Raw genomic sequence first — 22,832 nt, forward strand, 5'->3', positions numbered from 1 at the left:
GCACCTTATCTTTGTTTTTAAAGGACTGGACCTTCAGAGACTATGCCTCGCGTCCGATACAGGACACTGGACACATCCGACAAAAAATAAGACGATCCAGCCGTCTGGTGACCACTTTCCCCTATAAGAATAAAGTTGAATTATGTCTAACCAAGCCTCCACGCCCTTGCGGCGCGTCAGCATCCTGGCCATTGACCGGGTTTTCGCTTCCACTCTCATGCAGGCCAAGGATTTCTTCCACCTCGCCAGCCTGCGCTACGGAAAACAACTGGGTCACGGCCTGACTCCCGCCTTCGAAACCCGGCTCGTCAGCCCCGATGGCAAACCGGTCAACACCTTCAGCGATGTGACAATACCGGTGGATGGCGGCCTGGAAAATGCCGACATCATCGTCATCCCCGCCTTCTGGGACGATTTCGATACCCTGAGCAAACGTTACCCACAGGTCCTGCCCTGGCTGCGCCAGCAACATGCGCGGGGCGCCGTATTGTGCGGCGAGGCCACCGGCGTGTTCTGGCTCGCCGAAGCCGGTCTGCTCGATGGCAAGGAGGCCACCACCTATTGGCGCTTCTTCAATGCCTTTGCGGAGCGTTTCCCGAGGGTCCAGCTCAATCAGGACAAGCACCTGACCGACGCCGACAACCTGTACTGCGCGGGCGGCACCACCTCGGCATGCGACCTGTACATCTACCTGATCGAGCGCTTCTGCGGCGCCAACGTGTCCCAGGCCGTAGCGCGGGACATCCTCTATGAAGTGCAACGCAGCTATTCACCGGGAAGAATCGGTTTCGGCGGGCAAAAACTGCACCAGGACGTGATCATCCTGCAGATCCAGCACTGGCTCGAAGAACACTTCGCCGACAAATTCCGCTTCGAAGACGTCGCCCGCGAACACGGCATGAGCATCCGCAACTTCATGCGCCGCTTCCAGACCGCCACCGGCGACAAGCCACTGCACTACCTGCAGAGACTGCGCATCGAAACCGCCAAGGGCCTGCTGTCCGGCAGCCGCAAGAGCATCAAGACCATCAGCTACGAAGTTGGCTACGACGACGCCAGCTTCTTCGCACGCCTGTTCCGCCAGCACACGGAGTTGTCGCCGAACCAGTATCGACAGCAGTTTCAGCAAGCAGCCTGATACAACAGAGATCCAATGTGGGAGCGAGCCTGCTCGCGATGGCGTCGGCATATTCAGCAAATGATGTCGCTGACACACCGCTATCGCGAGCAGGCTCGCTCCCACAAGGGATTGCGGTGACTTCGAGGTTTCTTCAGCGCAAAAAAAGGGCCTGCAAATGCAGGCCCTTTTTTTCGATTTCGAATCGTCTTACGGCTTATGCGCCCGGGACAGGAATTCGTGGGATTGCATTTCCAGCAGGCGGCTCAGGGTTCGCTGGAACTCGAAGTTCAGGCGACCGCCGGTGTAGAGGTCCTTGAGTTCGACTTCGGCAGAAATGATCAGCTTGACGTTGCGATCGTAGAATTCGTCGACCATGTTGATGAAGCGTCGGGCGATGTCGTCGGTAGTGACGCTCATCTGCTCGACACCGCTGAGCAGCACGGCGTGGAAGATCTTGCCCAGTTCGATGTAGTCGTTCTGGCTGCGCGGGCCATCGCACAGTTCGCGGAAGTCGAACCAGGCCACGTCGTCGCAGGTACGCAGGGCACGAATTTCGCGGTTCTCGATCATCAGCACGTCGTTTTCGATCGCAGCGGTGCATTCCGGCGTCAGCGCGCGGAAGCTTTTGCGCAGGCTTTCGTGGGAGGCTTCGTCGAGCGGGAAGTGGAACAGCTCCGCTTGTTCCAGGTGACGCAGGCGATAGTCGACGCCGCTGTCGACGTTGACGATCTCGGTGTTCTGCTTGATCAGCGCGATGGCCGGCAGGAAGCGCGCGCGTTGCAGGCCGTCCTTGTACAGGCCGTCCGGCACGATGTTCGAGGTTGCCACCAGGGTCACGCCGTTCTTGAACAGCTCTTCCATCAGGGTGCCGAGGATCATGGCGTCGGTGATGTCGGAGACGAAGAATTCATCGAAGCAGATCACCCGGGCTTCGGTGGCGAAACGCTTGGCAATGATGGTCAGCGGATTTTTCTCGCCGCCCAGGGTCTTCATCTCTTCGTGCACGCGCTTCATGAAGCGGTGGAAGTGAGTGCGGGACTTTTCCTTGAACGGCAGCGCTTCGAAGAAGGTGTCGACCAGGTAAGTCTTGCCGCGACCCACGCCACCCCAGAAGTACAGGCCCTTGACCGGTGCCTGATCCTTCTTGCCAAACAGTTTGCCCAGCAGGCCCGGCTTGTTCTGCTCGGCCGCGACCAGATCGTCGTACAGGCGCTGCAGATGACGCACGGCAGTTTCCTGCGCGGCATCATGGAAGAATTCCGGGCGTTTCAGATCAGCTTGATATCGTTCTAGGGGCGTCATAATTCGTTAGCAAGGCAACAAAAACGGGCCGTCACTGTAGCGATGGCCCGGGGGAATGGCAATCAGCCCTTGGTCGGGCCGAGCCGTTGATTATTCCTGAACGGGCGTCAGGGCGATCCGCAAAGCCTCGATGGCAGCATCGCGCGCGGCACTGTCAGCGAACGCCGGGCTGTCACCCACGCACTGACCTTCAAGCCAGACGCTGAAGGCCAGGTCTTCGCTGCGCACGTCCAAAGGCTGGCCCGATTGCAGTTGCTTGGTCACCTGACCGGCGGTTTTACCGTCGGCAAAGTTACGCGACAGCAATAGTTGCTCGCCATCGGCCGCCAGCAGACGGAAGCGGAAACTGCCGTCGTCTTCGCGGAAGCTGACAAAACGTGCAGCCTTCACGGCTTTCTTCTTGGTGGTCGCCGCCACTTGGGTCTGGGCAACGAACGAACGCAGGCCCACCGCTTCACGCAACTCGTTGAGGAAAGGGGTCGCGACCGCACGAGCCTTTTTCGCACCGTGTTGCAGGATGTCTTCAAGGTCCGCCGGACGCTCGATCAACTGGTTGTACCGCTCGCGGGATTCGCCCAGTTCGCTGTCCAGCAGCTGGAACAGGCGATTCTTCGCCTCGCCCCAACCCAGGCCCTGCAGCAGATCGCTGCGGAACTCGTCGGCTTGCGCTGGAGTGGCGAACGCCTGGAACAGGGTGAACAGGTGCGAGTTGTCCGGATCCTTTGCCTCGCCCGGTGCACGGGAGTCGGTGACGATACGGGAAATCGCGTCCTTCATTTCCTTGGCGCTGCTGAACAACGGGATGGTGTTGTCGTAGCTCTTCGACATCTTGCGGCCGTCCAGGCCCGGCAGCGTGGCCACGCTTTCCTCGATCAGCGCTTCGGGCATGGTGAAGAATTCCTTGCCCTGGCCGAACAGGTGGTTGAAGCGCTGACCGATGTCCCGGGCCATTTCCACGTGCTGGATCTGGTCGCGACCGACCGGCACCTTGTGTGCGTTGAACATCAGGATGTCCGCGGCCATCAGCACCGGATAGCTGTACAGGCCCATGGTGATACCGGCGTCCGGGTCTTCACCGGTCTCGACGTTCTTGTCCACCGAGGCCTTGTAGGCGTGGGCACGGTTGAGCAGGCCCTTGGCGGCGACGCAGGTGAGCAGCCAGGTCAGTTCAGGGATTTCCGGGATGTCGGACTGGCGATAGAAGGTCACGCGCTCCACATCCAGGCCACCGGCCAGCCAGGTCGCGGCGATTTCCAGACGCGAGCGCTGGATGCGCAGCGGGTCATCGCATTTGATCAGGGCGTGGTAGTCAGCCAGGAAGTAGAACGAATCGGCATTGCTGTCACGGCTGGCAAGGATCGCCGGGCGAATGGCGCCGGCGTAGTTGCCCAGGTGCGGCGTGCCGGTGGTGGTAATGCCGGTGAGGATACGGGTACGAGTCGTCATGGGTAATCGCTTGTCAGACTGCAATCAATTCGAAAGACGCGGCAGGATCAGATCCTTGAGATCAGTCAGCTTGCCATGAAAAAAGTGTCCGCATTCTGCCACTTTCAGCAGCTCATGGGGACGTTCGAGCTTGTCGGACCATTGGTAAACCAGCTGCGGATCGATGACTTCGTCGGTTTCCGGCTGGATCAAGGTCAATTCGCCGCGCTGTGGCAGTTGATCCTGGGCGCCCAGGCGCATGACGGCCGGTGCGACCATGAACAGATGCTTGAGCTGCTCGCCCTGCGCTTCCAGGCGGCCGCCGAGACTTGCTGCAACAAATCCGCCAAAGGAAAAACCGAACAGCGTGAGCGGTAGATCCGGGTGCCTGGCGCGAAACCATTGGGCTACGGCCTGGGCATCATCGACTTCGCCGGTGCCCATATCGTGGGAGCCTGCGCTGGCACCGACGCCGCGGTAGTTGAAACGCAAGGTAATCAAACCGGCGTCGCGCGCAGTGCGCTGCAGCGTCGAGACCACTTTGTTGAGCATGGTGCCGCCCTGCACCGGGTTCGGATGGCAGATGAGCGCCAGGCCTCGCGGCTGCTCGTTATCCAGGTAAAGTGCTTCAAGTTGCCCGACCGGGCCATCAATCACTACGGGGGTTTCACGCATAAGCAAGGAAGGAACTCCGTGACCTCGAATCGGGTCGACTCGTCTAGCAAATTGTCTGTGGCTGTCTATTACGAGTGAATCGCGGTATACAGCGCAGGTTCGAGCCGTTAACGTAAAGCAAAGCCGTTTATAGAGGAAGGACTCGTGGAACACTCGCTCTTAGTTTGGTTGTTGCCGACTCTTGCCCTGGTTGTGGGTGTCGCCATTGGTTTCCTGATCGCTCGCCTGGCGCCGAATGCCGCGCCTAGCAGCACGCAACGTCAGCTGGACGATATTCAGGAACGTTTCGACAATTATCAGAATGAGGTGGTGACCCACTTCAACAGCACTGCAACACTGGTCAAGAAACTGACTCAGAGCTATCAGGAAGTGCAGGATCATCTCGCCGAGGGTGCCAATCGCCTGGCCCTGGACGAACAGACCCGCCAACGCTTGCTAGCCTCCCTGCACGCCGATGCGGCGCAGGCTCCACGGGAACGCCTGACGCCGCCGCGCAATCAGGAGCCGCCGCGCGACTACGCACCGAAAGCCCCGAACGCACCGGGCATGCTGGACGAGCATTACGGCCTGAAGAAGTAATCAGGTTTAAGGTGTGAAAAAGCCCTCGGACGTTTGATTGCCCGGGGGCTTTTTCATTTATGACATTTTCTTTGCCTGTTGCGGCCCCATCGCGGGCAAGCCCGCGATGGGGCCGGCACCGACACAAAAAAACGCCCGATCTGTCGAGGATCGGGCGTTTTTTTATGCCTGGTGTTCAGTCAGTGCCGAACGGTGCCTTACTGCTGGGCACCATACTGCTGGCCTGGAATCGCCTTCAGGTTGACTTCTACCCGGCGGTTCTGCGCCCGACCATTGGCGTCGGCGTTGCTGGCCACCGGATTATCCGGGCCGGCGCCACGGGCGCTGAGGTTGGTACCGCTCACGCCTTGCGAGGTCAGGTAGGTCGCCACGCTCTGGGCGCGACGCTGGGACAGGTCCATGTTGTGCTGGCGAGCGCCGGTGCTGTCGGTGTAGCCAACGATTTCGATCTGGTTCTGATTGAACTCTTTCAGCGAGCCGGCCAGGTTGTTCAGCGGCTGATAGAAGCTCGGTGCGATGTTCGCCGAATCGGTGGCGAACGTGATGTTGCCAGGCATGATCAGCTTGATCTGATCACCTTGACGCTGCACTTCGACACCGGTGTTGGCCATGCTGGCACGCAGTTTTTTCTCCTGCTGGTCAGCGTAGTAACCGTAACCGGCGGCGGAAGCACCCACGACAGCGGCACCAATCAGCGCGCCCTTACCACGGTTGTCGTGGTTGATGGCAGCACCGGCCAGTGCCCCGGCCAGAGCCCCAAGACCACCGTACTTGGCGGTTTTGCTCATGCCCGTGGAGCCGCTATCGGCCTGGCCCTGGCCCTGGCTGTCGTAGGGGTTGGGCGATGCGCAGCCGGCCAACAGTGCCACGGCAGTAGCGACGATAATCAAACGAGGCGTGGTGAACATGTAGAGCTCCTACTTTTTTGCATTCTGTGGTGCAACGGACTTAGCATCGGACCCTTGCGGGCGTTGGATCATTTCGACCCGTGAAAATTCCACTTGTTACACATCAGGCCCGAACAAAAGGGTTCTCGCGCATTTCATCGCCCAACCGGGTGTCCGGACCATGCCCGGCCACGACCGTCGCCCCTTCGTCGAGGGTATACAGGCGCTGCTTGATCGAACGCACGATGGTCGCCTGATCGCCTCCCCACAGGTCCGTGCGCCCTACCCCGCGCCTGAACAAGGTGTCCCCGGCAATCAGCAACTTCGCATCGGCAAACCAGAAGCTCATGGAGCCCGGCGTATGACCTGGTGTGTGCAAGGCCACGCCACAGCCACACGCCAGTTCTTCATCGTCGGCCAGCCAGCGGTCCGGCGAGGGTACCGGCGTATAGGGCACACCGAACATCTGGCATTGCATCTCCAGGTTGTCCCAAAGAAATTGATCTTCCTTGTGCAAATGCAGGGTCGCGCCGGTTTTTTCCTTCAACTGGCCCGAGGCCAGGAAGTGATCGAGGTGCGCATGGGTGTGAATGATGCTGACCACCTTCAGGCCCAGGGCATCGAGCCGAGCGAGGATCAGTTCGTGATTGCCACCCGGGTCGACCACGATGGCCTTTTTGGTGATCGGGTCGCCGATGATCGTGCAGTTGCACTGCAACGGGCCGACAGGGAAGGTTTCGCGGATCAGCGCAGGTTTGGCAGCGTCCATGGGTGTTCCTGGAAAAAATGGATGGCCTATTCTCGCACAGCTCGACGACATCGCCGATGCCGTCCACTGCCCCTCCCCCTTCCAGATTGCGGAACAGGACTACAGCAAACAAGGAAACGTCTGATTTACGCCTGACCGCCCCATATTGAACCCTTGCGCTGCACTTTGCCCTGCCTCCAATCCTTCGGAGGCAGGCGCAATTTGCTCGTCAACGGACAAGGAGTTGCAGCCATGGCCAAGGGATATTTCATTCGCAAGGGCGACAAGACCAGTTGCGGTGGCGAGGTGCTCGAGGCCGATACCCGCGTGATGATGTTTGGCATCGCCCACGCTCGCGCAGGGGATCGGGTTTCCTGTGGCAAAAACGACGAAACCTACCAAATCGTCGGTGGCATCTCGTACATGGACAGTCACGGCAGACTGGTAGCTGGCTCGCTGGATAGCCGCAGCAGCTGCCCCTGCAAGGCCAGTCTCCTCCACTCCTTCACCAACGCCACCTATGAGTCCAAACAAAGTGGTGCGCCGCAATCCGTGAGGAGTGTCCCTCAACAGGAAGCGGCGCCAGTTGCCCCCAACTACCCGGTCGCCCCGCGACAGTCCGGCTCCACTTCAGCACGGGCGCCCACACCGACGCTCAGCGAACGGCCAGGGACGGTCTGTGAAAACCTTTGGCGCGGGTACCAGCAAAGGGTTGAAAACGTCGTGGCACCGGGCGGCAAACTGATTGCCGATCCCAAGGCGCGTAACAAGGCGATCAATGCCGCCTACGCCCAGCTATGGCGCCATGACCCGCGTTTTCAGTGGGCCGGGCTGGCGGCCTTCGCTTCGAAACAGGTGGGCTGTGGATTGCTGCACGCGGCGGATTCGGTCGAGAAGATTCAGGCGGAAGAAGAGGCGATACAGCAATTGAGGGACAGTGCCAGACAAGGACTGAGAGGCTTGCTCAGTCCCAGTGAGCGGGAAAAGCGCGCGACCATTCGGGCGTTTGAGCAGCGCCAACGCGAGTACGAGGAGACCAACCGGGACAACCCGGTGTGGGGCTTCACCCATTGGGGGGCCGAGAGTCCGTTGTATTACTCGCAACGGATGTACCGGTTTGTGTACGAGATGCTGGCGATGGGTAATACCACGCTATTCCTGGATGTGTATCCGTTGCATGTGTTCTATCAGGAACGGGGGCTAGAAGCGCTGAAGGATTGCCTGGCTTCACGCAGCAGCATTTACGGGCATGGCCAACATCCGGTGCTGTGGCCGGTTGGGCAAAAAACGCTGGAATTCGGAACTGACCACAAGGAAATCCTATTGGCTTTCGAGGCGATTGAGGCGGGTAACATTGCCAAAAGTGTTGAGCATCTAGCCAGACACGAACAGGTCAACATCCTGCAACCGGCGATGTACGACGACAGCGGTCTGAAATGGTTATTACGCGGTAACCATGCCTCCTACGTCACCAACATCCCCTCCGGTGCCGCTCAGGCCATCGAGCTGACGCTGGCCAGCCAGTGCCGTCCAATTGAGGACGGACGCACCATTGGTTTTGGCAGCAATCCCTTTGCCAACTTGGCTGACATCGAACGCCGCATGACCTTTGTGCTCAAAGCCGCGGCGCAGTTTGACGATTTGCTGCATAGCGACCAACGCGACCAGATTGAGCAATCGATTCGGGATATCGCCTGGGGTGGAGGCGTGCGGTGAGCCTGCTGCAGCGCGTGGGCTGGCGACGTGGTGCGTTGGCACTGGCAGTCGCAGCCCTCCTGATAGTGGTGGCGACTCAAACACTGTCGGATGAGCCCGAAATCGCCTTGTTGATTGGTGAGCCTTGGGAGGATATGCGAGGTCGCTCCAGTGCGGCCATTGATCCAGCCATTCCCGGACACTATTGGGGGCGGTTACCCAAGTCCGATGCTCGCCTGCGCTTTGCAGACCCCAAATACGGCTTCGTAACCCCATTGGCCCGTTTCTTCAGTGTGAGCTTCGAAGATGAGCGGGTCAGCAATGTCCGTATGTCCCCGCAAATCGAGCCACTGTTGCTCGACGACACCCTCAAGGTCGTGCTGGATCTGCAGGAGCAATGGCGCAACGCTGGTTGGGTACCCATCCGGGTCAAAGATTTCCCATCGTTCGCCGACACCCCGCAATGGCGAGCCCAATTGCGGGATGAGAATAAGGGCGGCAAAGCATACTGGCACGCGGGCACCCAGTATCAAGTGATGCTGGTGGTCAATCGCTTCACGGATTACAGGCACCCCACCGAGGAGCGCTACCTCATCAAGCTGTCACTGGCCACGCCATGGACGAACCCTTGACCACACGTCATAAAGACCTGGCGAAGCGGCCAAGGCTGGTTCTTGGCCGCGCCAGCGAGAAAACTCGCCCAACGCTACACCAACACCCCCAACTCCTTCGCCCTGGCCACCGCCTGCGTGCGCCGCTCTACCCCCAGCTTGCTGTTGATATGGCTGGCATGGGTTTTCACCGTGTGCAGGGAAATGAACAGCTGGTCGCTGATCTCCTGATTCGAGCAGCCTTGGGCAATCAGGCGCAGGACGGCCATTTCCCGGGTGCTGAGTTGCTCCGACGCCGGCGTCGACTCCGGTGCCGGGCGGGCGGCCGCGGCGGGAAGTTTTTCGGCAAGGTCCTGGGAAATCGTGGTCGATGCGCAGAGTTGCAGCTGTGCCCGCAGCCAGTCCGGATGCTCGGCCAACAACCCTTCAAAGGGTTGCAACACGCCCCCGGCGGCGGCATCCAAGGCCTGGACCAGCGCCTTGCGGGCCTCGGGCTCGCGTCCGCTGCCCAGCAACAACGAAACCTTTTGCGTCAGCGCCATTGCGCTGAGCATCTGCCGACCGGTTTGCTGGCCATTTTCGAGTAGCGTATTCAAGCGCCCTTCGGCCAGCATCGGCTGGTGCTGGATGACCTCCAGCAAGGCTTGCTGCAATTCGATATGCAGCGGCAATTGCGGGTGGAATTCCGGTGGTGCGGCCGGCTGCTCACCGTTGTAGGTCTGGCCCAATCGCGTCAACCAGGCTTGCGCCAGATCGATACGCCCCTGGGCCAGCCAGAGTTCGCATTTAACCAGGGTAATCATTGCCAGATAGTAGATCGGCGGCACGTCCCAGATGTGCATCAGCCGTTCGGCTTCGGCGAGTTCGGCAAAGGCCTTGGCGAACTCGCCACTGCTGCCTTCAAGCCGGGCAATCACGCAATGGCCGATCAGCACGCTGATGTCGCGACAGGCACGGGCCTCGCTCAAGCCGGCCTGCAAGCGCAGCCGCGCCGCTTGGGGTTGCAGGCGCACCGCCAACAGAAAACCCTCGTACAACGTCAGTCGTGCACGTACGGCAAAGAGCCGCTGCGCCGATAGTCCATGCAAGCGTTGCAGCCCTTGCCGGACTTCATCCAGCGAACGCAGCACTTCGCCCCGGGCCTGCAATACTCGAGCGCGGTCGTAGTGGGCCAACGCCTCGAACAGCGGGTTGCCCACCCGTTGCGCCAGCTCCAGGGAGTCGCGGTTCAATTCCCTGGCACGCCACATGTTGCCATCGGCAATCGCCAGGTTGGACAGGGTCGAGAGGCACATCAACCGCTGGCCATAACGCTTGCACGGAAGGCTCTCCAGCGCTTCGGTGCAATAACGTATGGTCAGTTCGCGGTTACCGCGCCCGCGCGCGATGATCCCGCTCAGGGCCAGCCATTGCGCCAGCATCGACTTTTGCGCGGTGGCCGACGGTGCCGGCAGGAAGCGGCTCAGGTGACTGGCCAGCTCCTCGGCGGCGTCCAGCTGGCAGGCCAGGCCCAACGCCCAGCTGTAGAGCACAATCAAGCGCGGCGTGCTGATCAACAGGCTATCGGGCAAGTCCATTTTCCAGCGCAGCAACATGCCGACGTTCTGTTCGGCCAGCAGTTGTTCTTCGGAAAGGTTTTGCACCAGGTTGGCCGCAACGTCCAAATGACCGGCCCGCAACGCCTGCTCTACCGCCTCATCGAGCAGGCCCTGGGCATTGAACCAGCGGCAGGCGCGCAAGTGCAGGCTGGCGGCCGGCACCATCGATTGCGCGCCAGGCCGGGTACGCAGCAGATCGGAAAACAGATGGTGATAGCGATACCAATGGCCGTGTTCGTCCAGCGGCACCAGGAACACCTGGTGGGCAGCCAGGAAACTGAGGATGGCGGCGCTGTCATGGGCGTCGCGTACGGCGTCGCACAGCTCGCTGCAAAAGCGCTCCTGGGGAGCGGTGTCGTAGAGAAAGGCTTGTACTTCGGCGGGCAGGCAATCAATCACCTCTTCGAGCAGGTAATCGCGGATCAGCCCTTCTCCGCCATGCAGCGCCTGCGGCAACGCGCCCTGGGTGCCTGCCTCGGAGGCGGCCAGCAACCAGAAGCGCAACCCGGCCACCCAGCCTTCGCTACGCTGGATCAGGTTTTCCAGCGCCTCGCCACGCAAGGAACTGCTGTGCCGATCGAGCAGGCTCAAGGCTTCATCGTGGGTCAGGCGCAGGTCCTGCTCATGCAGTTCCAGCAACTGGCGCGACAGGCGCAATCGCGCCAGGTGCCAGTCCGGACGCTGGCGACTGGTGACCATCACCAGCAAGCCATCGGGGAGGTGATTGAGGAAAAATTGCAGGCAGCGATCGAGCACCGGCCCCTGGGCCAGATGATAGTCATCGAGCACCAGCAGGAGCGGGGTCGCTGTCGACAGGTGCACGGCCAGCTCGTCGAGCAGTCCGTCCAGCCATTCTTCAAAGGCAAACGGCTGATGCCGCTGGCGCATCTTCAGCAAGCCGAGGGACTGCCTGCCCAGTTGCGGAAAAAAATCCTGCAGGCCTTCGAGCAAGCGCTCGAGAAACCGGCCAGGGTCGCTGTCTCGCGGGCTCAACCCCAGCCACAGGCTTTGCCAGTGAGCCGGCAGCGCCTGACAGAACTCCACCGCCAGCGAACTCTTGCCGAACCCGGCCGGTGCGCTGACCAGCAGCAACCTGCCCCCTAAACCTGCGCTCAGGCGCTCGCACAGGCGTGGGCGCAGCACATGGCCGTCGGGCAATGGCGGTCGGAAAAAGCGCCCCAGCGCAGCGACAGCGACGCTTGCAGGACCTGGTGGTGGGGACAGATCAGTCATGGCCGGCTCTTGTTTGAATTGCGGGTGGCGGCGTTGCAGATGTCCGCAGACTAGCGGTAAACGAGGAGGGAATGAAGGTTATTGCTACAAATGGCTACAAAAAGTCTACACACATGAAAACGCCCCGAACCAGTCGGGGCGTTTGCAGAGGATGCGGCCTCTATTTCCGTGCCGGTTAGCGAACACCCTCCTGGCGCAATGCCGCCGGAGTGAAGTCGCTGGTGGTGGCGGTGAAGCCGAAGTCATACGCCGACTTCTCTTCGTTCTTCATGCCCAGCGCCAGGTAACGACCCGATTGCAGGTCATACAGGGTTTCCAGGGCGTACCACGGTACTTGCTTGTCGTAGTAGTTCTCGGCATGCGCCTCGGCAACGCGCCACAGTTGATTGCGACCGTCGTAATGGTCGATCACTGCCGCCTGCCAGGTGTCTTCATCGATGTAGAAGTCACGTTTGGCGTAGATATGACGCTGGCCTTCCTTCAGGGTTGCAACCACATGCCAGACCCGGCGCAGCTCGTAGCGAGCCAGGTCCTGGTTGATGTGGCCGGCCTTGATGATGTCGGTGTACTTGAGCTTCGGATCGTCGAGCTTGTAGGCATCGGAGGCGATGTACATCTCTTTCTTGCCTTCGAGCTTCCAGTCGTAACGATCCGGCGCACCGTTGTACATGTCCAGGTTGTCGGAGGTACGCAGGCCGTCAGCAGCGGTACCCGGGCCGTCATAGGACACTTGTGGCGCACGACGCACACGACGCTGGCCGGCGTTGTAGACCCACGCCGAACGCGGCTCCTTGACCTGGTCGAGGGTTTCGTGGACCAGCAGCACACCACCGGCCAGACGTGCTGGCGCGGTCACTTTCTGCTTGAAGTAGAACAGGATGTTGCCCGGGTTCGCCGGATCGTAGTCCTTCATCTTGTCGCGGAACACGAACTGGTCCTGGAAGTACACCAGGCTGAACGAGCCATTCGGTTGTGGCGTGGCCTGGGTCACCAGACGGGTCACACTGCCGCCACGATAGCGGGTGATGTGGTTCCAGATGACTTCAACACCGCTTTTCGGAATCGGGAACGGAATGGCGGTTTCAAAGTTTTCCAGGCCGTTGCCGCCGGACACCAGCTTGGTATTGGTGGCGTTCTTCTTGATGGCGGCGAACACGTCATCCGGCACGGTAGCGCCGCGATGGGACGGATAAACCGGCATCTTGAAGGTTTCCGGATAGCGCTTGAACATCGCGTACTGACCCGGGGCGAGCTTTTCCTTGTACTGGTCGACGTTCTGCGCCGTGATGGTGAACAGCGGCTTTTCACCCGGATACGGATCGGACAGGAAGCCCTTGCTGTCGACGCTGCCGGCATTTTTCGGCAGTGGTTTCCAGGCAGGGATCGAGCCGTCGGCATTGCCGGCCATTTCGGCGCCCATCGGGGTCAGGCTCTTGCCCAGCTTGTCCGCTTCGGCCGCAGGAACTGCAGCCATTACACCGGTCGCCAGCAGCGAAAGCCCCAGGACACCGGCATGGAACAGATTCTTGGTTATTTTCATGTGTGTGCTCGTCCTGAAAATACAGTGCTTAGAAGTTCACGCCGAAGCTGAGCGCAACGAAGTCGCGGTCATCCACGGTGGTGTACTTGCCGTCGAAGAAGTTGGTGTACGCCAGGCTTGCGGTGTAGGTGTTCTGGTACTCGGCGTCGACACCCAGGCTGACCGCTTTGCGACCTTCCTCGAAGTTGGCGCCAGGGCCAGGGGAGTAACCTTCCACGTCGTGGGACCAGGCCACGTTGGGCTTGAGGTTCACGCCGGCGAATACGTCGTTGTATTCCCAGATGGCACGACCGCGGTAACCCCAGGAGTTGGCCGTGGTGAAGCCGTCGTTTTCGCAATAGCGACTGACGTTGTTTTGCGGCCCGCCTGCCAAAGTGCCGGTGTTCAAGGTCACGCACTGGTTGTTTGGCAATGGGCCAGGGCCATAGCTCGGGTCACGGCCGTAACGTGCCTTGGAATTGCTTTCCAGGCCGCCAACGTGGGTCCAGCCAACCTCACCCACCAGGGTCAGACGCTCGGCGCCCATTACCTGGTCGAAGAAGTGGGTCAAGGTCGTTTGCAGCTGGCTCACTTCCTTGCGGCGATAACCTTGCTGATCCTGCCCTGGCGTGCCCTGGAGCACAGACACGTTAGGGTTCAGCGGCGTCAGGCCGGAAAACAGGATGTCGGTGGTATTGAGCTGCACCGGAGCGTTCGGCCGGTAGCTGAGTTCACCGCTCCACGCGGTGCCTGTCGGCAAGGTGGTGGAGAAGCTCAAGCCATACAGGCGGATATCTTCAGGGTACTCGACGTAGTAGCTGGAGTTGCCCGCCACCACCAATGGCAGCAAGGTCGGGGCCAGGCCCGCCGCGACACCCAGGGGTACCCCGTTGCCTACCAGACCGCCCACCAGGCCCGCACCACTGTAGGCGCTCGCCGGGGCGCCATGGCCGCTGAAAATCGGTGCACGGCTGTGGTAGTTCATGAAGTAGGCACCGAATTCGGTGTCCAGCGGATCGAACATGTACTTGAAGGACACACCGAACTGGCCGCTGTCACGGGCGTCGCGGTCCGGGCCACGACGAACGATCACGCCTTCGTCCGGGTTACCCCAGGTCACGCCCCTCGCGCCAAGTGTATTGATCGCGGCATTACGCAGTCCGGCCGGCAGCCCCGCCGCCGCCAGGGCGTTGTTGAGCCCGTTCTGGGTGCGCAATACTGCCAGGTTGTTGTCGCAACCATCGCTGATCACGTCCGGCTGCGAGAAGAAAGTGCCGCAGTTGTCGGCAACCGTCTGGTCCCATTCGATCTGATAGAAGGCTTCGGTGGAGAGATTTTCGGTCAGGCTCTGGGACACATAAAACATGTTGACCGGAATCAGGCCTTCCTTGATCTCGGCACCGGGACGACGGAATGCGGACACATCGATCGGGTTGATCGAGTTGATGCCGCCGCCGATGAAGGTACTTTCACCCCAGCTCACTACCTGCTTACCCAAGCGTACCGAGCCTGGCTGATCGGCAATGGCGTAGTTGTGATAGACGAAGGCGTCGAGGATCTGGCCGCCAGCGGATTTGGCGCCTTCCTTGCGATTGTCGTCGCTGATGTCCTTGAACGGGCGGCTCTCGTCCTCGAGCTCGAAGTCGTACCAGTATTTGCCACGGACGAAGATGCCGGTGTCACCATACTTCAACTCAAGGTCATGGATACCCTTGAAGATCTTCGAGAAGGTTTCACCGCTTTTGAAGTTCAGGTGACCGTCATCGGAAGTCTGGGACAGGCCGCGACCGCCGTTGTTGACGCCGATGAGGTTCTTGTTGGCGCTTTCAGTAGACCAACTCGCGCCGATCGACAGGGAAGAGTCGAACTGACCTTCGATTTCACCGATGTTGAAACTGACGCCGAATGCAGGCCCGGCGAGCGTAGAGGCAAGGCTGACGGCCAGAGGCAGTTTAGCCCGGCGCCAGAACTGGTTTACTGATGTCATCGACGCTACTCCATGTGCATTTTATTGTTATGGCAAATAGCACTTCTAAAAACGCTTGGATAACAGGGAGCCATGGCTTCCCAAAGTCATTCCAAAGTTGCATCGCCCCGGTTTGTGCGTTTGCTCCGTTCTTAAAAATCCTTGAGCGGACTATAGCCAGCAGGTAGTACTGCTTGATCCCTCTAAAGTGTGATTTGCGCCTGCCGACCACTCTGGAACAGTCCTTTGCCATGCCGACACCTGTCGGCACGGCAAGGATGGCTGAAAATACGGATTTGACAAGCCAAGCGCTTGCTTGGTGGGGCTGGCGTGCCCTTTTGGGCACGCCAGGGAACGCTTAAAGCGTCGAGAGGAAGGTACTGTTGTTGGCCTGCCATTCGGTGATGTCGACGCGAATTCGCTTCTTGTCGAGCTTCCCGACACTGGTCTTGGGAATTTCAGTAACAAGGGCGATCTGACTCGGAATGGCCCACTTGCTCAAGTGCCCCAGCTCCACGAACGGCTTGAGATGCTCCTTGAGTTCGCGGGCACCAATGGCATGGCCCTCGCGCAGTACCAGCAAGGCAAACGGCCGCTCGCCCCACTGCGGATCGGCAATCCCCACCACTGCTACTTCGCGTACCGCCACGTGGCGACTGATCAGGTCTTCGAGGTCCAGGGAGGAGATCCACTCGCCGCCGGTCTTGATCACGTCCTTGATCCGGTCGCGAATGTCGATCACCCCCATGCTGTCCAGGGTCGCCACGTCCCCCGTGTGCAGCCAGCCACCGGCCCAGAGTTCGGCGCCCTTCTGCGGCTCGTTGAAATAACCCTCGGTCAGCCATGGCGCGCGCAACACCAGCTCGCCCTGGGTTTCGCCATCGGCGGGCAGGAAGTTGCCTTCGGTATCGACGATCGCCGCCTCCACCAATGGCCCAGGCACACCGGCCTTGATCCGGTAGGTGGTGCGCTCGTCCTCGGAACCGGCCATCAGTTCGTCATTGAGGTGCGCGCAGGACACCAGCGGCCCGGTCTCCGACATGCCGTAGGCGGCGGTCAACTGGATGCCCTTGGCCTTCGCGGCTTCGTACAGCGTGCGGTTGAGCGCACTGCCGCCGATGACGATTTTCCAGCCACCGAAGTCGATGTCCTGGGCCGCCTTGGCGTTGAGGACCATCTGCAGGATGGTCGGCACGCAGTGCGAGAACGTGACCTTTTCCTTGCGCCACAACTCCACCAGGTACTCCGGATCGTAGCGCCCCGGATACACCTGCTTGAGCCCAAGCATGGTCGCCACATAGGGCAAGCCCCAGGCATGCACGTGGAACATCGGCGTGATGGGCATGTACACGTCGTTGGTGCCCAGCAGCCGCACGCTGTCGATCGCGCCCATGATCGTGGATACGCCCATGGTGTGCAGCACCAGCTGCCGATGGGTGAAGTACACGCCCTTGGGGTTGCCGGTGGTGCCCGTGGTGTAGAACGTGGTTGCCACCGAGTTTTCGTCGAAGTCCTGGAAGTCGTACTGCGGGCTTGCCGCGGCGAGCAATTGCTCGTACTCACCGATGAGGTTCGGCAGGTCGGCGGTCTTTTCCGGCAGGTCGGTCAACAGCAGGGTTTTCTCGACCGTGGTCAGGTGCCCGGCGATCGCGTTGTACAGTCCGACGAATTCACTGTTGACCAGGACAAAGCGGTCCACGGCGTGATTCATGGTGTAGAGGATCTGCTCTGGCGACAGGCGCACGTTGATGGTGTGGATCACCGCACCGATCATCGGAATGGCAAACATGCATTCCAGGTAGCGGTGGCTGTCCCAATCCATTACCGCCACGGTATCCCCGGGCTTGACCCCGGCAGCCGTCAGCACATTGGCCAGGCGTGCGACCCGTTCGATCAGGGTCGGATAGCTATAGCGCAACTGGTCGCGGTAAACGATCTCGCGGGTTTTCTCATAACGCGCGCCGGACATCAGCAGCCGTTTGATCAGCAGCGGAAACTGGTAAGCGCCTTCGGCTGGGGGGATAACGCGAGTCTGCAACATAAGAATCCCTTTTCTGACTACTCGGTCGTGGCTGTTGAGTAAGCACTGTAGTGCCCCTGATCGCCAGCCAAATCAGCCAAAGGGATGATTTGCAGTGCCGCACGAATATCGGCATTGCGCCAGCATTCGTGGGTCATTATGGCCTGTTACAGTCAATGCATTTCGGTAAACGCGAGTTTCACGCCAATGGCGATCAACACTGCGCCCATGGTTCGGTCGAACCAATGCCCCATGCGGGCGAAACCGGCGCGCACACGTTGCTGGCTGAACAGCATGGCCACCAGGCAGAACCAGATCGCCGTTGCCACTGCCAGGTAAACGCCGTAACCGGCCTGCACCGCCAGCGGTGTATGCGGATTGATCACCACAGTGAATAGCGAAAGGAAAAACAGCGTGGCCTTCGGATTCAGCCCGTTGGTCACGAACCCCGACGTGAAGGCGCCGCGCGCGGTGCGCTCGCCGGCTTCCTTGTGCAGATCGTCCGTCACGGCCTTGGCCGGTTGCGCCCGTAGCGCCTTGAAGCCGATGTACAGCAGATAAGCGGCGGCAGCCCACTTCAAGGCGTTGAACAGCACGATCGACTGGGACACGATCAGGCCGATGCCCAGCAACGAGTAGCCAACGTGGAGGAAAATCGCCGTACCGACGCCAAGGGCTGTCCAGGTGCCGGCGCGACGACCATGGGTCACGCTTTCCCGCACCACCACGGCAAAGTCCGGGCCGGGGCTGGCCACGGCCAGCAGGTGAATCAGCGCAACGGTCAAGAACTCGGTCCAGTACATTGGGGCTCCTTAAGGTCAAGCGTAACTATTTATTTCATCTGGTAGGCTCGGCAGATTACGCCTTCAGTTCAATGCACAAAAGGTACAGTTGATGACGAACATTCACCGCGCCGTTTTCCTCGACCACCCCTCCCTGGACCTGGGCGATCTCGACCTCAGCCCGCTGCGCGATTGTTTCAGCGAACTGCAGCTGTTCGCCCAGACCCTGCCCGGCCAGGTGATCGAACACCTCAAGGGCGCCACCGTCGCCATCACCAATAAAATCCAGATCGACGCGGCCGCCATCGCTGCCAGTCCCGAGCTGAAACTGATCCTGATCACCGCCACCGGTACCAACAATGTCGATATCGCGGCCGCCCGCGCCCATGGAATTACCGTGTGCAACTGCCAGGGTTACGGCACGCCATCGGTAGCGCAGCACACGATCATGCTGCTGCTCAACCTGGCAACGCGCCTGGCCGATTATCAGAAAGCTGTCGGTCAAGGCCGCTGGCAACAGGCCAAGCAGTTCTGCCTGCTGGATTACCCAATCGTCGAACTGCAGGGCAAAACCCTGGGCCTGCTCGGCCACGGCGAATTGGGCAGCGCGGTCGCGCGCCTGGCCGAAGCGTTTGGCATGCGCGTGCTGCTGGGCCAGATTCCGGGGCGCCCGGCCCGGCCAGACCGCTTGCCGCTGGAACAACTGCTGCCGCAAATCGACGCACTGACCCTGCACTGCCCGCTCAACGAACACACGCGCCACTTCATCGGCGCTCGTGAACTGGCCTCGATGAAACCCGGCGCCTTCGTGGTCAATACCGCCCGTGGCGGCCTGATCGACGAGCAGGCCTTGGCCGATGCCCTGCGCAATGGTCACCTGGGCGGTGCCGCCACCGACGTGCTGAGCGTGGAGCCTCCAGTCAACGGCAATCCGCTGCTGGCCCAGGACATCCCACGCCTGATCGTCACCCCGCACAACGCCTGGGGCAGTCGCGAAGCGCGGCAACGAATTGTTGGCCAAGTGACCGAAAACGCCCAGGGATACTTCAGCGGTAAGGCGCTGCGGGTCGTCAGTTGATAAACTGCGGCACTTTTTTTCACAGGAGCAGTTATGGATCCGCGCAGTGAAGTACTGCTTCGTCAGGCTGAGTTATTCCAGGGCTCGGTATTGTTGGCCGGATTGCCCGCCGATGACCTGTTGGGTCGCCTGCCCCACGCCCATGGCTGGAGCTGGCACGCCGGCGATCAGGCGGCGCTGGATGCACGCTTCGCCGAGCGCAGCCATTTTGGCGTGGACGCGCCTGAGCGCGCGTTCGATAGCGCCGTGGTGTTTCTGCCCAAATCCAAGGACCTGACCGATTACATCCTCAACGCCCTCGCCTCTCGGCTGGCCGGCCGCGAGTTGTACCTGGTCGGTGAGAAAAAAAGCGGCATCGAAGGCGCCGCCAAGCAGCTGAACCCATTCGGCAAACCGCGCAAGCTCGACAGTGCGCGGCATTGCCAGTTGTGGCTGGTCACCGTGGCCAACGCGCCCGCGGCAAAACCTCTGGAAACCCTGGCCCAGACGTATGAATTGCCGCTGGCCGAAGGCCCGTTGAAGGTCATCAGCCTGCCCGGCGTATTCAGCCACGGTCGACTGGATCGCGGCAGTGCGCTGTTGCTGGAACACCTGGACAAATTGCCAAGCGGCCACTTGCTGGACTTTGGTTGCGGTGCAGGTGTATTGGGCGCGGCGGTGAAACGTCGTTATCCGCACAACCAGGTCACCTTGCTGGATGTCGACGCCTTCGCCGCTGCCAGCAGTCGCCTGACCCTGGCGGCCAATGGCCTGGAAGCCGATGTCATTACCGGTGACGGAATCGACGCAGCTCCGATGGGATTGAGCGCCATCCTGAGCAACCCGCCCTTCCATGTCGGCGTGCATACCGATTACTACGCCACGGAAAACCTGCTGCGAAAAGCAGCCAAACATCTGAAAAACGGCGGCGAACTTCGGCTGGTAGCCAATAGCTTCCTGAAGTACCAACCGCTGATCGAAGAGCATCTCGGGGTGTGCACCATCAAGGCCGAAGGACAGGGTTTCCGCATCTACCGCGCCAAACGCGGATAGAAATTTGTACTTGCCGAATGGATTTTGCCTAGGCAGAATCCGCTCCGTCCTAGGGGAGTAGTCTCCCACGAGCGCCATGCTCGTCCGGCATGCGTCAACATACTTGGTCAACAGGCCATGGCGCATGCGACCCCAGCCTCCGCATCAGACGGAACGCAGGGTTTGACAAGACCTATGACACGAACACCTTACCCGGGGCGGGAAGGCTGTACGTGTCATAGCCGTGTCGACCCGCCCCTTAGGAAAACCCCTGATGCTGGATTCACTACTGGTACCCACCGCAATCGTTGCCTTGGCCGAAATCGGCGACAAGACGCAACTGCTCGCGCTAATTCTCGCCGCCCGCTTTCGCAAACCCTGGCCAATCATCGCCGGCATCATCGCCGCAACCCTGGCCAACCACGCGGCAGCCGGTGCGGTAGGCGCCTGGGTGGGCAGTTTCTTCTCGGATACGATGCTGCACTGGATCCTCGCGGCGAGCTTTGCCGCCACTGCACTGTGGACCCTGGTGCCGGACAAGATGGATGACGACGAGGCCAGTACTGCCCGCAAGTTCGGCCCCTTCCTGACCACATTGATCGCGTTCTTCCTTGCGGAAATCGGCGACAAGACCCAGATCGCGACCGTGATGCTCGCCGCGCAATACCCCGAGCTGTGGCTGGTGATCATCGGCACCACCCTCGGCATGCTGATTGCCAACGTGCCCGTGGTTCTGGCAGGTAACTTTGCGGCGGACAAACTGCCATTGACGCTGATCCGTCGACTGGCGGCGTCGGCGTTCTTCATCCTGGCGATTGTCGCGGTGTACAAGGCGATGCAGAGCAGCGGGTGGGTTTGACGGCGTAGGTCGAGAGACCGCGTTATCGTTCTTCGCGAGCAGGGCTCGCTCCCACATTGGATCGAGTTCAAATGTGGGAGCGAGCCTGCTCGCGAAGGGGCCGTCAGCAGCGCCGCAGGGACATCAGTGCTTCCTGGTCTGCTCGTAAAGCGGCATGACTTTCGGAATCGCCGCCTGCAACGAAGCGATCCGGCTCGATGACGCCGGGTGAGTACTCATGAACTCCGGCGGCGAACCTTCCGACGCCTTGGCCATCTTGTTCCACAAGGTGATCGCGGCGTTCGGGTTGTAGCCGGCACGTGCGGCCAGCTCAAGCCCAATCAGGTCGGCCTCGTTTTCATTGGACCGGCTGTTTGGCAAGGTCATGCCGTAGTTGGCCACGGTATCCGCCAGCGCCAGGGTGTCCGAGCCAAGGCCGAACAAGGCACCGGCCCCCTGCTTGGCCATCTCGATGCCATAGGCCTTGGACATTGCCTCACGACCGTGCTCGCGCAGGGCGTGGGCGATTTCATGGCCGAGGATGGCGGCGATCTCGTCGTCGGTCAGCTTCAAGCTGTCCATCAGGCCGGTATAGAAAATGATCTTGCCGCCAGGCCCGCAGTTGGCGTTGAGCTCATCGCTCTTGATCAGATTGACTTCCCACTTCCACTGGGCCGAATCGGGACGAAAAACCGGCGCCTGGGCAATCAGCCGATCGGAAATCACCTGGATGCGCTTGGCATCGTTACTGGTCTTGTCCAGCACACCCTGGCCGCTCGCCTCGCCGACGGTCTTTTGATAGGACTGGGCGTACATCTGATTGACCTGATCAGTGGACAGCATGCTGAACATGTATTGTTTGCGCTCGACACCTATGGCGCCACCGCTGGTGGTGTTGACCGACTGACAGCCGGCGAGCAGCAGCGCTGCGCCCAGTGCACCTACAACCCAAATCTTGCTCATCGAACAACTCCGTGAAAACTGCCGCCTATCCTAGGCGTGGAAATGTATCGACACCAGATACACAGGAAATAAGACGCTTTTTTCAGGCAAAGCTCTCACCGACACAGGAAAAATTAAACGATCGCAGGCTGTGATTTTTTCAACCTGGAGTAAGGCACTCCGGCCCATTGAGCTTCGGGTCATTGACCATGTTGGCCAGCACCCGCTCGCGCAACGCCGCCGGTTCGCTGGCGAGCAGGGCTTGCAGGGCATGCAGCGGCGTCTCGGGGTCAAGCCACGCGGCCTGCCCCGCCTCGTCAAGAATCAACGGTCGGCGCTGACTGGCGGCCGGTTGCGTGATCACCGCCGTGCTCAGCCACACCTGCTCCTGCACCGGATACGCCTCCCAGATGGCGGCGAAAAACAGCGATGAGCCTTCACCCGGCGTCAGCCAGTACGGCCGCTTGCGTGTGGTGCCGCGCCATTCGTAGAAACCGTTGGCCGGCAGCAGGCAGCGGCGCTGACGCAGGGCCTCGCGAAACATCGGCTGTTCGGCAACGGTTTCGGCCCGGGCATGGGCCGGGGTGCGGGACAGATCGGTCAGCCACGGCGGTGTCAGCCCCCAGCGGGCACGGGCCAGTTCACGCTGGCCGTCCTGGCCTGCGCGCAGCATCAGCACCGAATCGTTGGGGGAAATGTTCCACTGGGCCTGTTGATCGGCCGGAAAACCTGGCAGGGTCGCGAAGTCGCGATTCCAGCGAAACAGGGCATAACGTCCACACATGGGGCAGCACGACTCTTGA

At 60.6% G+C, this 22,832-nt stretch carries 19 protein-coding genes and 1 riboswitch; of the genes, 7 read left to right on the top strand and 12 right to left on the bottom strand.

What is annotated here, in order from left to right:
• Positions 1-217 precede the first annotated feature (217 nt).
• Complete coding sequence (locus NQL71_RS16890) at positions 218-1,138, top strand: GlxA family transcriptional regulator (RefSeq protein WP_178134363.1); 921 nt, start codon at positions 218-220, stop codon at positions 1,136-1,138.
• A 189-nt stretch (positions 1,139-1,327) separates the two neighbouring features.
• Here the strand turns inward: NQL71_RS16890 and zapE are convergent, their stop codons facing one another.
• The 3 genes from zapE to NQL71_RS16905 all read right to left on the bottom strand — a co-directional run bounded on the left by zapE (position 1,328) and on the right by NQL71_RS16905 (position 4,522).
• Complete coding sequence (gene zapE / locus NQL71_RS16895) at positions 1,328-2,422, bottom strand: cell division protein ZapE (protein WP_043302216.1); 1,095 nt, start codon at positions 2,420-2,422, stop codon at positions 1,328-1,330.
• 90 nt (positions 2,423-2,512) lie between these two features.
• Entirely contained in the window at positions 2,513-3,868 is a 1,356-nt protein-coding gene (locus NQL71_RS16900) for a tryptophan--tRNA ligase (RefSeq protein ID WP_046818996.1), read from the bottom strand.
• Positions 3,869-3,892: 24 nt separating this feature from the next.
• Entirely contained in the window at positions 3,893-4,522 is a 630-nt protein-coding gene (locus NQL71_RS16905; RefSeq protein WP_046818995.1) for an alpha/beta hydrolase, read from the bottom strand.
• Between the two features lie 144 nt (positions 4,523-4,666).
• On the opposite strand from NQL71_RS16905, the gene NQL71_RS16910 reads away from it, so the two are divergent.
• A complete protein-coding gene (locus tag NQL71_RS16910) occupies positions 4,667-5,101 on the top strand; it encodes a Z-ring associated ZapG family protein (protein ID WP_046818994.1) in 435 nt (144 codons plus the stop codon).
• A 197-nt stretch (positions 5,102-5,298) separates the two neighbouring features.
• Here NQL71_RS16910 and NQL71_RS16915 read toward each other — a convergent pair whose 3' ends face one another.
• On the bottom strand, positions 5,299-6,009 hold the full coding sequence (locus NQL71_RS16915) for a YiaD family glycine zipper/OmpA-like lipoprotein (protein WP_077185199.1): 711 nt from the start codon (positions 6,007-6,009) through the stop codon (positions 5,299-5,301).
• Positions 6,010-6,112: 103 nt separating this feature from the next.
• The gene (locus NQL71_RS16920) at positions 6,113-6,757 is read right to left on the bottom strand and encodes an MBL fold metallo-hydrolase (protein WP_046818992.1); all 645 of its coding nucleotides are present in this window, start codon (positions 6,755-6,757) and stop codon (positions 6,113-6,115) included.
• A 231-nt stretch (positions 6,758-6,988) separates the two neighbouring features.
• Between NQL71_RS16920 and NQL71_RS16925 the strand changes: the two genes are divergently transcribed.
• Together NQL71_RS16925 and NQL71_RS16930 are read left to right on the top strand one after the other, a co-directional pair.
• Positions 6,989-8,452, top strand: coding sequence for a PAAR domain-containing protein (locus NQL71_RS16925; RefSeq protein WP_274643043.1), 1,464 nt, complete (start codon positions 6,989-6,991; stop codon positions 8,450-8,452).
• Positions 8,449-9,063 (top strand): hypothetical protein, encoded by a 615-nt coding sequence (locus NQL71_RS16930; RefSeq protein WP_077185197.1) that lies wholly within the window; start codon positions 8,449-8,451, stop codon positions 9,061-9,063. Before NQL71_RS16925 ends, NQL71_RS16930 begins: the two co-directional genes overlap by 4 nt.
• Positions 9,064-9,137: 74 nt before the next feature.
• Here NQL71_RS16930 and NQL71_RS16935 read toward each other — a convergent pair whose 3' ends face one another.
• From NQL71_RS16935 to NQL71_RS16955, 5 genes are all read right to left on the bottom strand, one after another.
• Positions 9,138-11,873, bottom strand: a complete 2,736-nt coding sequence (locus NQL71_RS16935) for a winged helix-turn-helix domain-containing protein (RefSeq protein WP_046818990.1) — start codon at positions 11,871-11,873, stop codon at positions 9,138-9,140.
• Between the two features lie 175 nt (positions 11,874-12,048).
• Positions 12,049-13,413, bottom strand: coding sequence for a DUF1329 domain-containing protein (locus tag NQL71_RS16940; RefSeq protein WP_046818989.1), 1,365 nt, complete (start codon positions 13,411-13,413; stop codon positions 12,049-12,051).
• Positions 13,414-13,441: 28 nt separating this feature from the next.
• The gene (locus tag NQL71_RS16945) at positions 13,442-15,379 is read right to left on the bottom strand and encodes a DUF1302 domain-containing protein (protein WP_046818988.1); all 1,938 of its coding nucleotides are present in this window, start codon (positions 15,377-15,379) and stop codon (positions 13,442-13,444) included.
• Positions 15,380-15,716: 337 nt separating this feature from the next.
• Positions 15,717-17,399, bottom strand: a complete 1,683-nt coding sequence (locus NQL71_RS16950; RefSeq protein ID WP_046818987.1) for a fatty acid--CoA ligase — start codon at positions 17,397-17,399, stop codon at positions 15,717-15,719.
• 152 nt (positions 17,400-17,551) lie between these two features.
• The gene (locus NQL71_RS16955; protein WP_008060238.1) at positions 17,552-18,181 is read right to left on the bottom strand and encodes a LysE family translocator; all 630 of its coding nucleotides are present in this window, start codon (positions 18,179-18,181) and stop codon (positions 17,552-17,554) included.
• 91 nt (positions 18,182-18,272) lie between these two features.
• On the opposite strand from NQL71_RS16955, the gene NQL71_RS16960 reads away from it, so the two are divergent.
• The 3 genes from NQL71_RS16960 (at position 18,273) to NQL71_RS16970 (ending at position 21,108) form a co-directional block, all read left to right on the top strand.
• Complete coding sequence (locus tag NQL71_RS16960; protein ID WP_077185195.1) at positions 18,273-19,238, top strand: 2-hydroxyacid dehydrogenase; 966 nt, start codon at positions 18,273-18,275, stop codon at positions 19,236-19,238.
• Positions 19,239-19,271: 33 nt separating this feature from the next.
• Complete coding sequence (locus tag NQL71_RS16965; RefSeq protein WP_046818985.1) at positions 19,272-20,270, top strand: methyltransferase; 999 nt, start codon at positions 19,272-19,274, stop codon at positions 20,268-20,270.
• A gap of 39 nt (positions 20,271-20,309) precedes the next feature.
• Positions 20,310-20,434, top strand: a riboswitch (yybP-ykoY riboswitch).
• Positions 20,435-20,523: 89 nt separating this feature from the next.
• Positions 20,524-21,108 carry a TMEM165/GDT1 family protein gene (locus NQL71_RS16970; RefSeq protein WP_046818984.1) on the top strand — a complete coding sequence of 195 codons (585 nt, stop codon included), beginning with the start codon at positions 20,524-20,526 and terminating at the stop codon, positions 21,106-21,108.
• Between the two features lie 123 nt (positions 21,109-21,231).
• Here NQL71_RS16970 and NQL71_RS16975 read toward each other — a convergent pair whose 3' ends face one another.
• Together NQL71_RS16975 and NQL71_RS16980 are read right to left on the bottom strand one after the other, a co-directional pair.
• On the bottom strand, positions 21,232-22,050 hold the full coding sequence (locus tag NQL71_RS16975; protein ID WP_046818983.1) for a M48 family metallopeptidase: 819 nt from the start codon (positions 22,048-22,050) through the stop codon (positions 21,232-21,234).
• A 139-nt stretch (positions 22,051-22,189) separates the two neighbouring features.
• Positions 22,190-22,813 carry an SOS response-associated peptidase gene (locus NQL71_RS16980; RefSeq protein ID WP_046818982.1) on the bottom strand — a complete coding sequence of 208 codons (624 nt, stop codon included), beginning with the start codon at positions 22,811-22,813 and terminating at the stop codon, positions 22,190-22,192.
• Positions 22,814-22,832: the final 19 nt, after the last annotated feature.

The organism is Pseudomonas serbica, from assembly GCF_028823535.1.
GTDB classification, from domain to species: Bacteria; Pseudomonadota; Gammaproteobacteria; order Pseudomonadales; family Pseudomonadaceae; genus Aquipseudomonas; species Aquipseudomonas serbica.

Excerpts from the sequence above, each read along its gene's own strand:
- NQL71_RS16900 (WP_046818996.1), bottom strand. The coding sequence starts at position 3,868 with ATGACGACTCGTACCCGTATCCTCACCGGCATTACCACCACCGGCACG.
- NQL71_RS16980 (WP_046818982.1), bottom strand. The coding sequence starts at position 22,813 with ATGTGTGGACGTTATGCCCTGTTTCGCTGGAATCGCGACTTCGCGACC.
- NQL71_RS16970 (WP_046818984.1), top strand. The coding sequence starts at position 20,524 with ATGCTGGATTCACTACTGGTACCCACCGCAATCGTTGCCTTGGCCGAA.
- NQL71_RS16890 (WP_178134363.1), top strand. The coding sequence starts at position 218 with ATGCAGGCCAAGGATTTCTTCCACCTCGCCAGCCTGCGCTACGGAAAA.
- NQL71_RS16955 (WP_008060238.1), bottom strand. The coding sequence starts at position 18,181 with ATGTACTGGACCGAGTTCTTGACCGTTGCGCTGATTCACCTGCTGGCC.
- NQL71_RS16915 (WP_077185199.1), bottom strand. The coding sequence starts at position 6,009 with ATGTTCACCACGCCTCGTTTGATTATCGTCGCTACTGCCGTGGCACTG.
- NQL71_RS16950 (WP_046818987.1), bottom strand. The coding sequence starts at position 17,399 with ATGTTGCAGACTCGCGTTATCCCCCCAGCCGAAGGCGCTTACCAGTTT.
- NQL71_RS16945 (WP_046818988.1), bottom strand. The coding sequence starts at position 15,379 with ATGACATCAGTAAACCAGTTCTGGCGCCGGGCTAAACTGCCTCTGGCC.
- NQL71_RS16975 (WP_046818983.1), bottom strand. The coding sequence starts at position 22,050 with ATGAGCAAGATTTGGGTTGTAGGTGCACTGGGCGCAGCGCTGCTGCTC.
- zapE (WP_043302216.1), bottom strand. The coding sequence starts at position 2,422 with ATGACGCCCCTAGAACGATATCAAGCTGATCTGAAACGCCCGGAATTC.
- NQL71_RS16965 (WP_046818985.1), top strand. The coding sequence starts at position 19,272 with ATGGATCCGCGCAGTGAAGTACTGCTTCGTCAGGCTGAGTTATTCCAG.
- NQL71_RS16940 (WP_046818989.1), bottom strand. The coding sequence starts at position 13,413 with ATGAAAATAACCAAGAATCTGTTCCATGCCGGTGTCCTGGGGCTTTCG.
- NQL71_RS16960 (WP_077185195.1), top strand. The coding sequence starts at position 18,273 with ATGACGAACATTCACCGCGCCGTTTTCCTCGACCACCCCTCCCTGGAC.
- NQL71_RS16920 (WP_046818992.1), bottom strand. The coding sequence starts at position 6,757 with ATGGACGCTGCCAAACCTGCGCTGATCCGCGAAACCTTCCCTGTCGGC.
- NQL71_RS16905 (WP_046818995.1), bottom strand. The coding sequence starts at position 4,522 with ATGCGTGAAACCCCCGTAGTGATTGATGGCCCGGTCGGGCAACTTGAA.
- NQL71_RS16935 (WP_046818990.1), bottom strand. The coding sequence starts at position 11,873 with ATGACTGATCTGTCCCCACCACCAGGTCCTGCAAGCGTCGCTGTCGCT.
- NQL71_RS16925 (WP_274643043.1), top strand. The coding sequence starts at position 6,989 with ATGGCCAAGGGATATTTCATTCGCAAGGGCGACAAGACCAGTTGCGGT.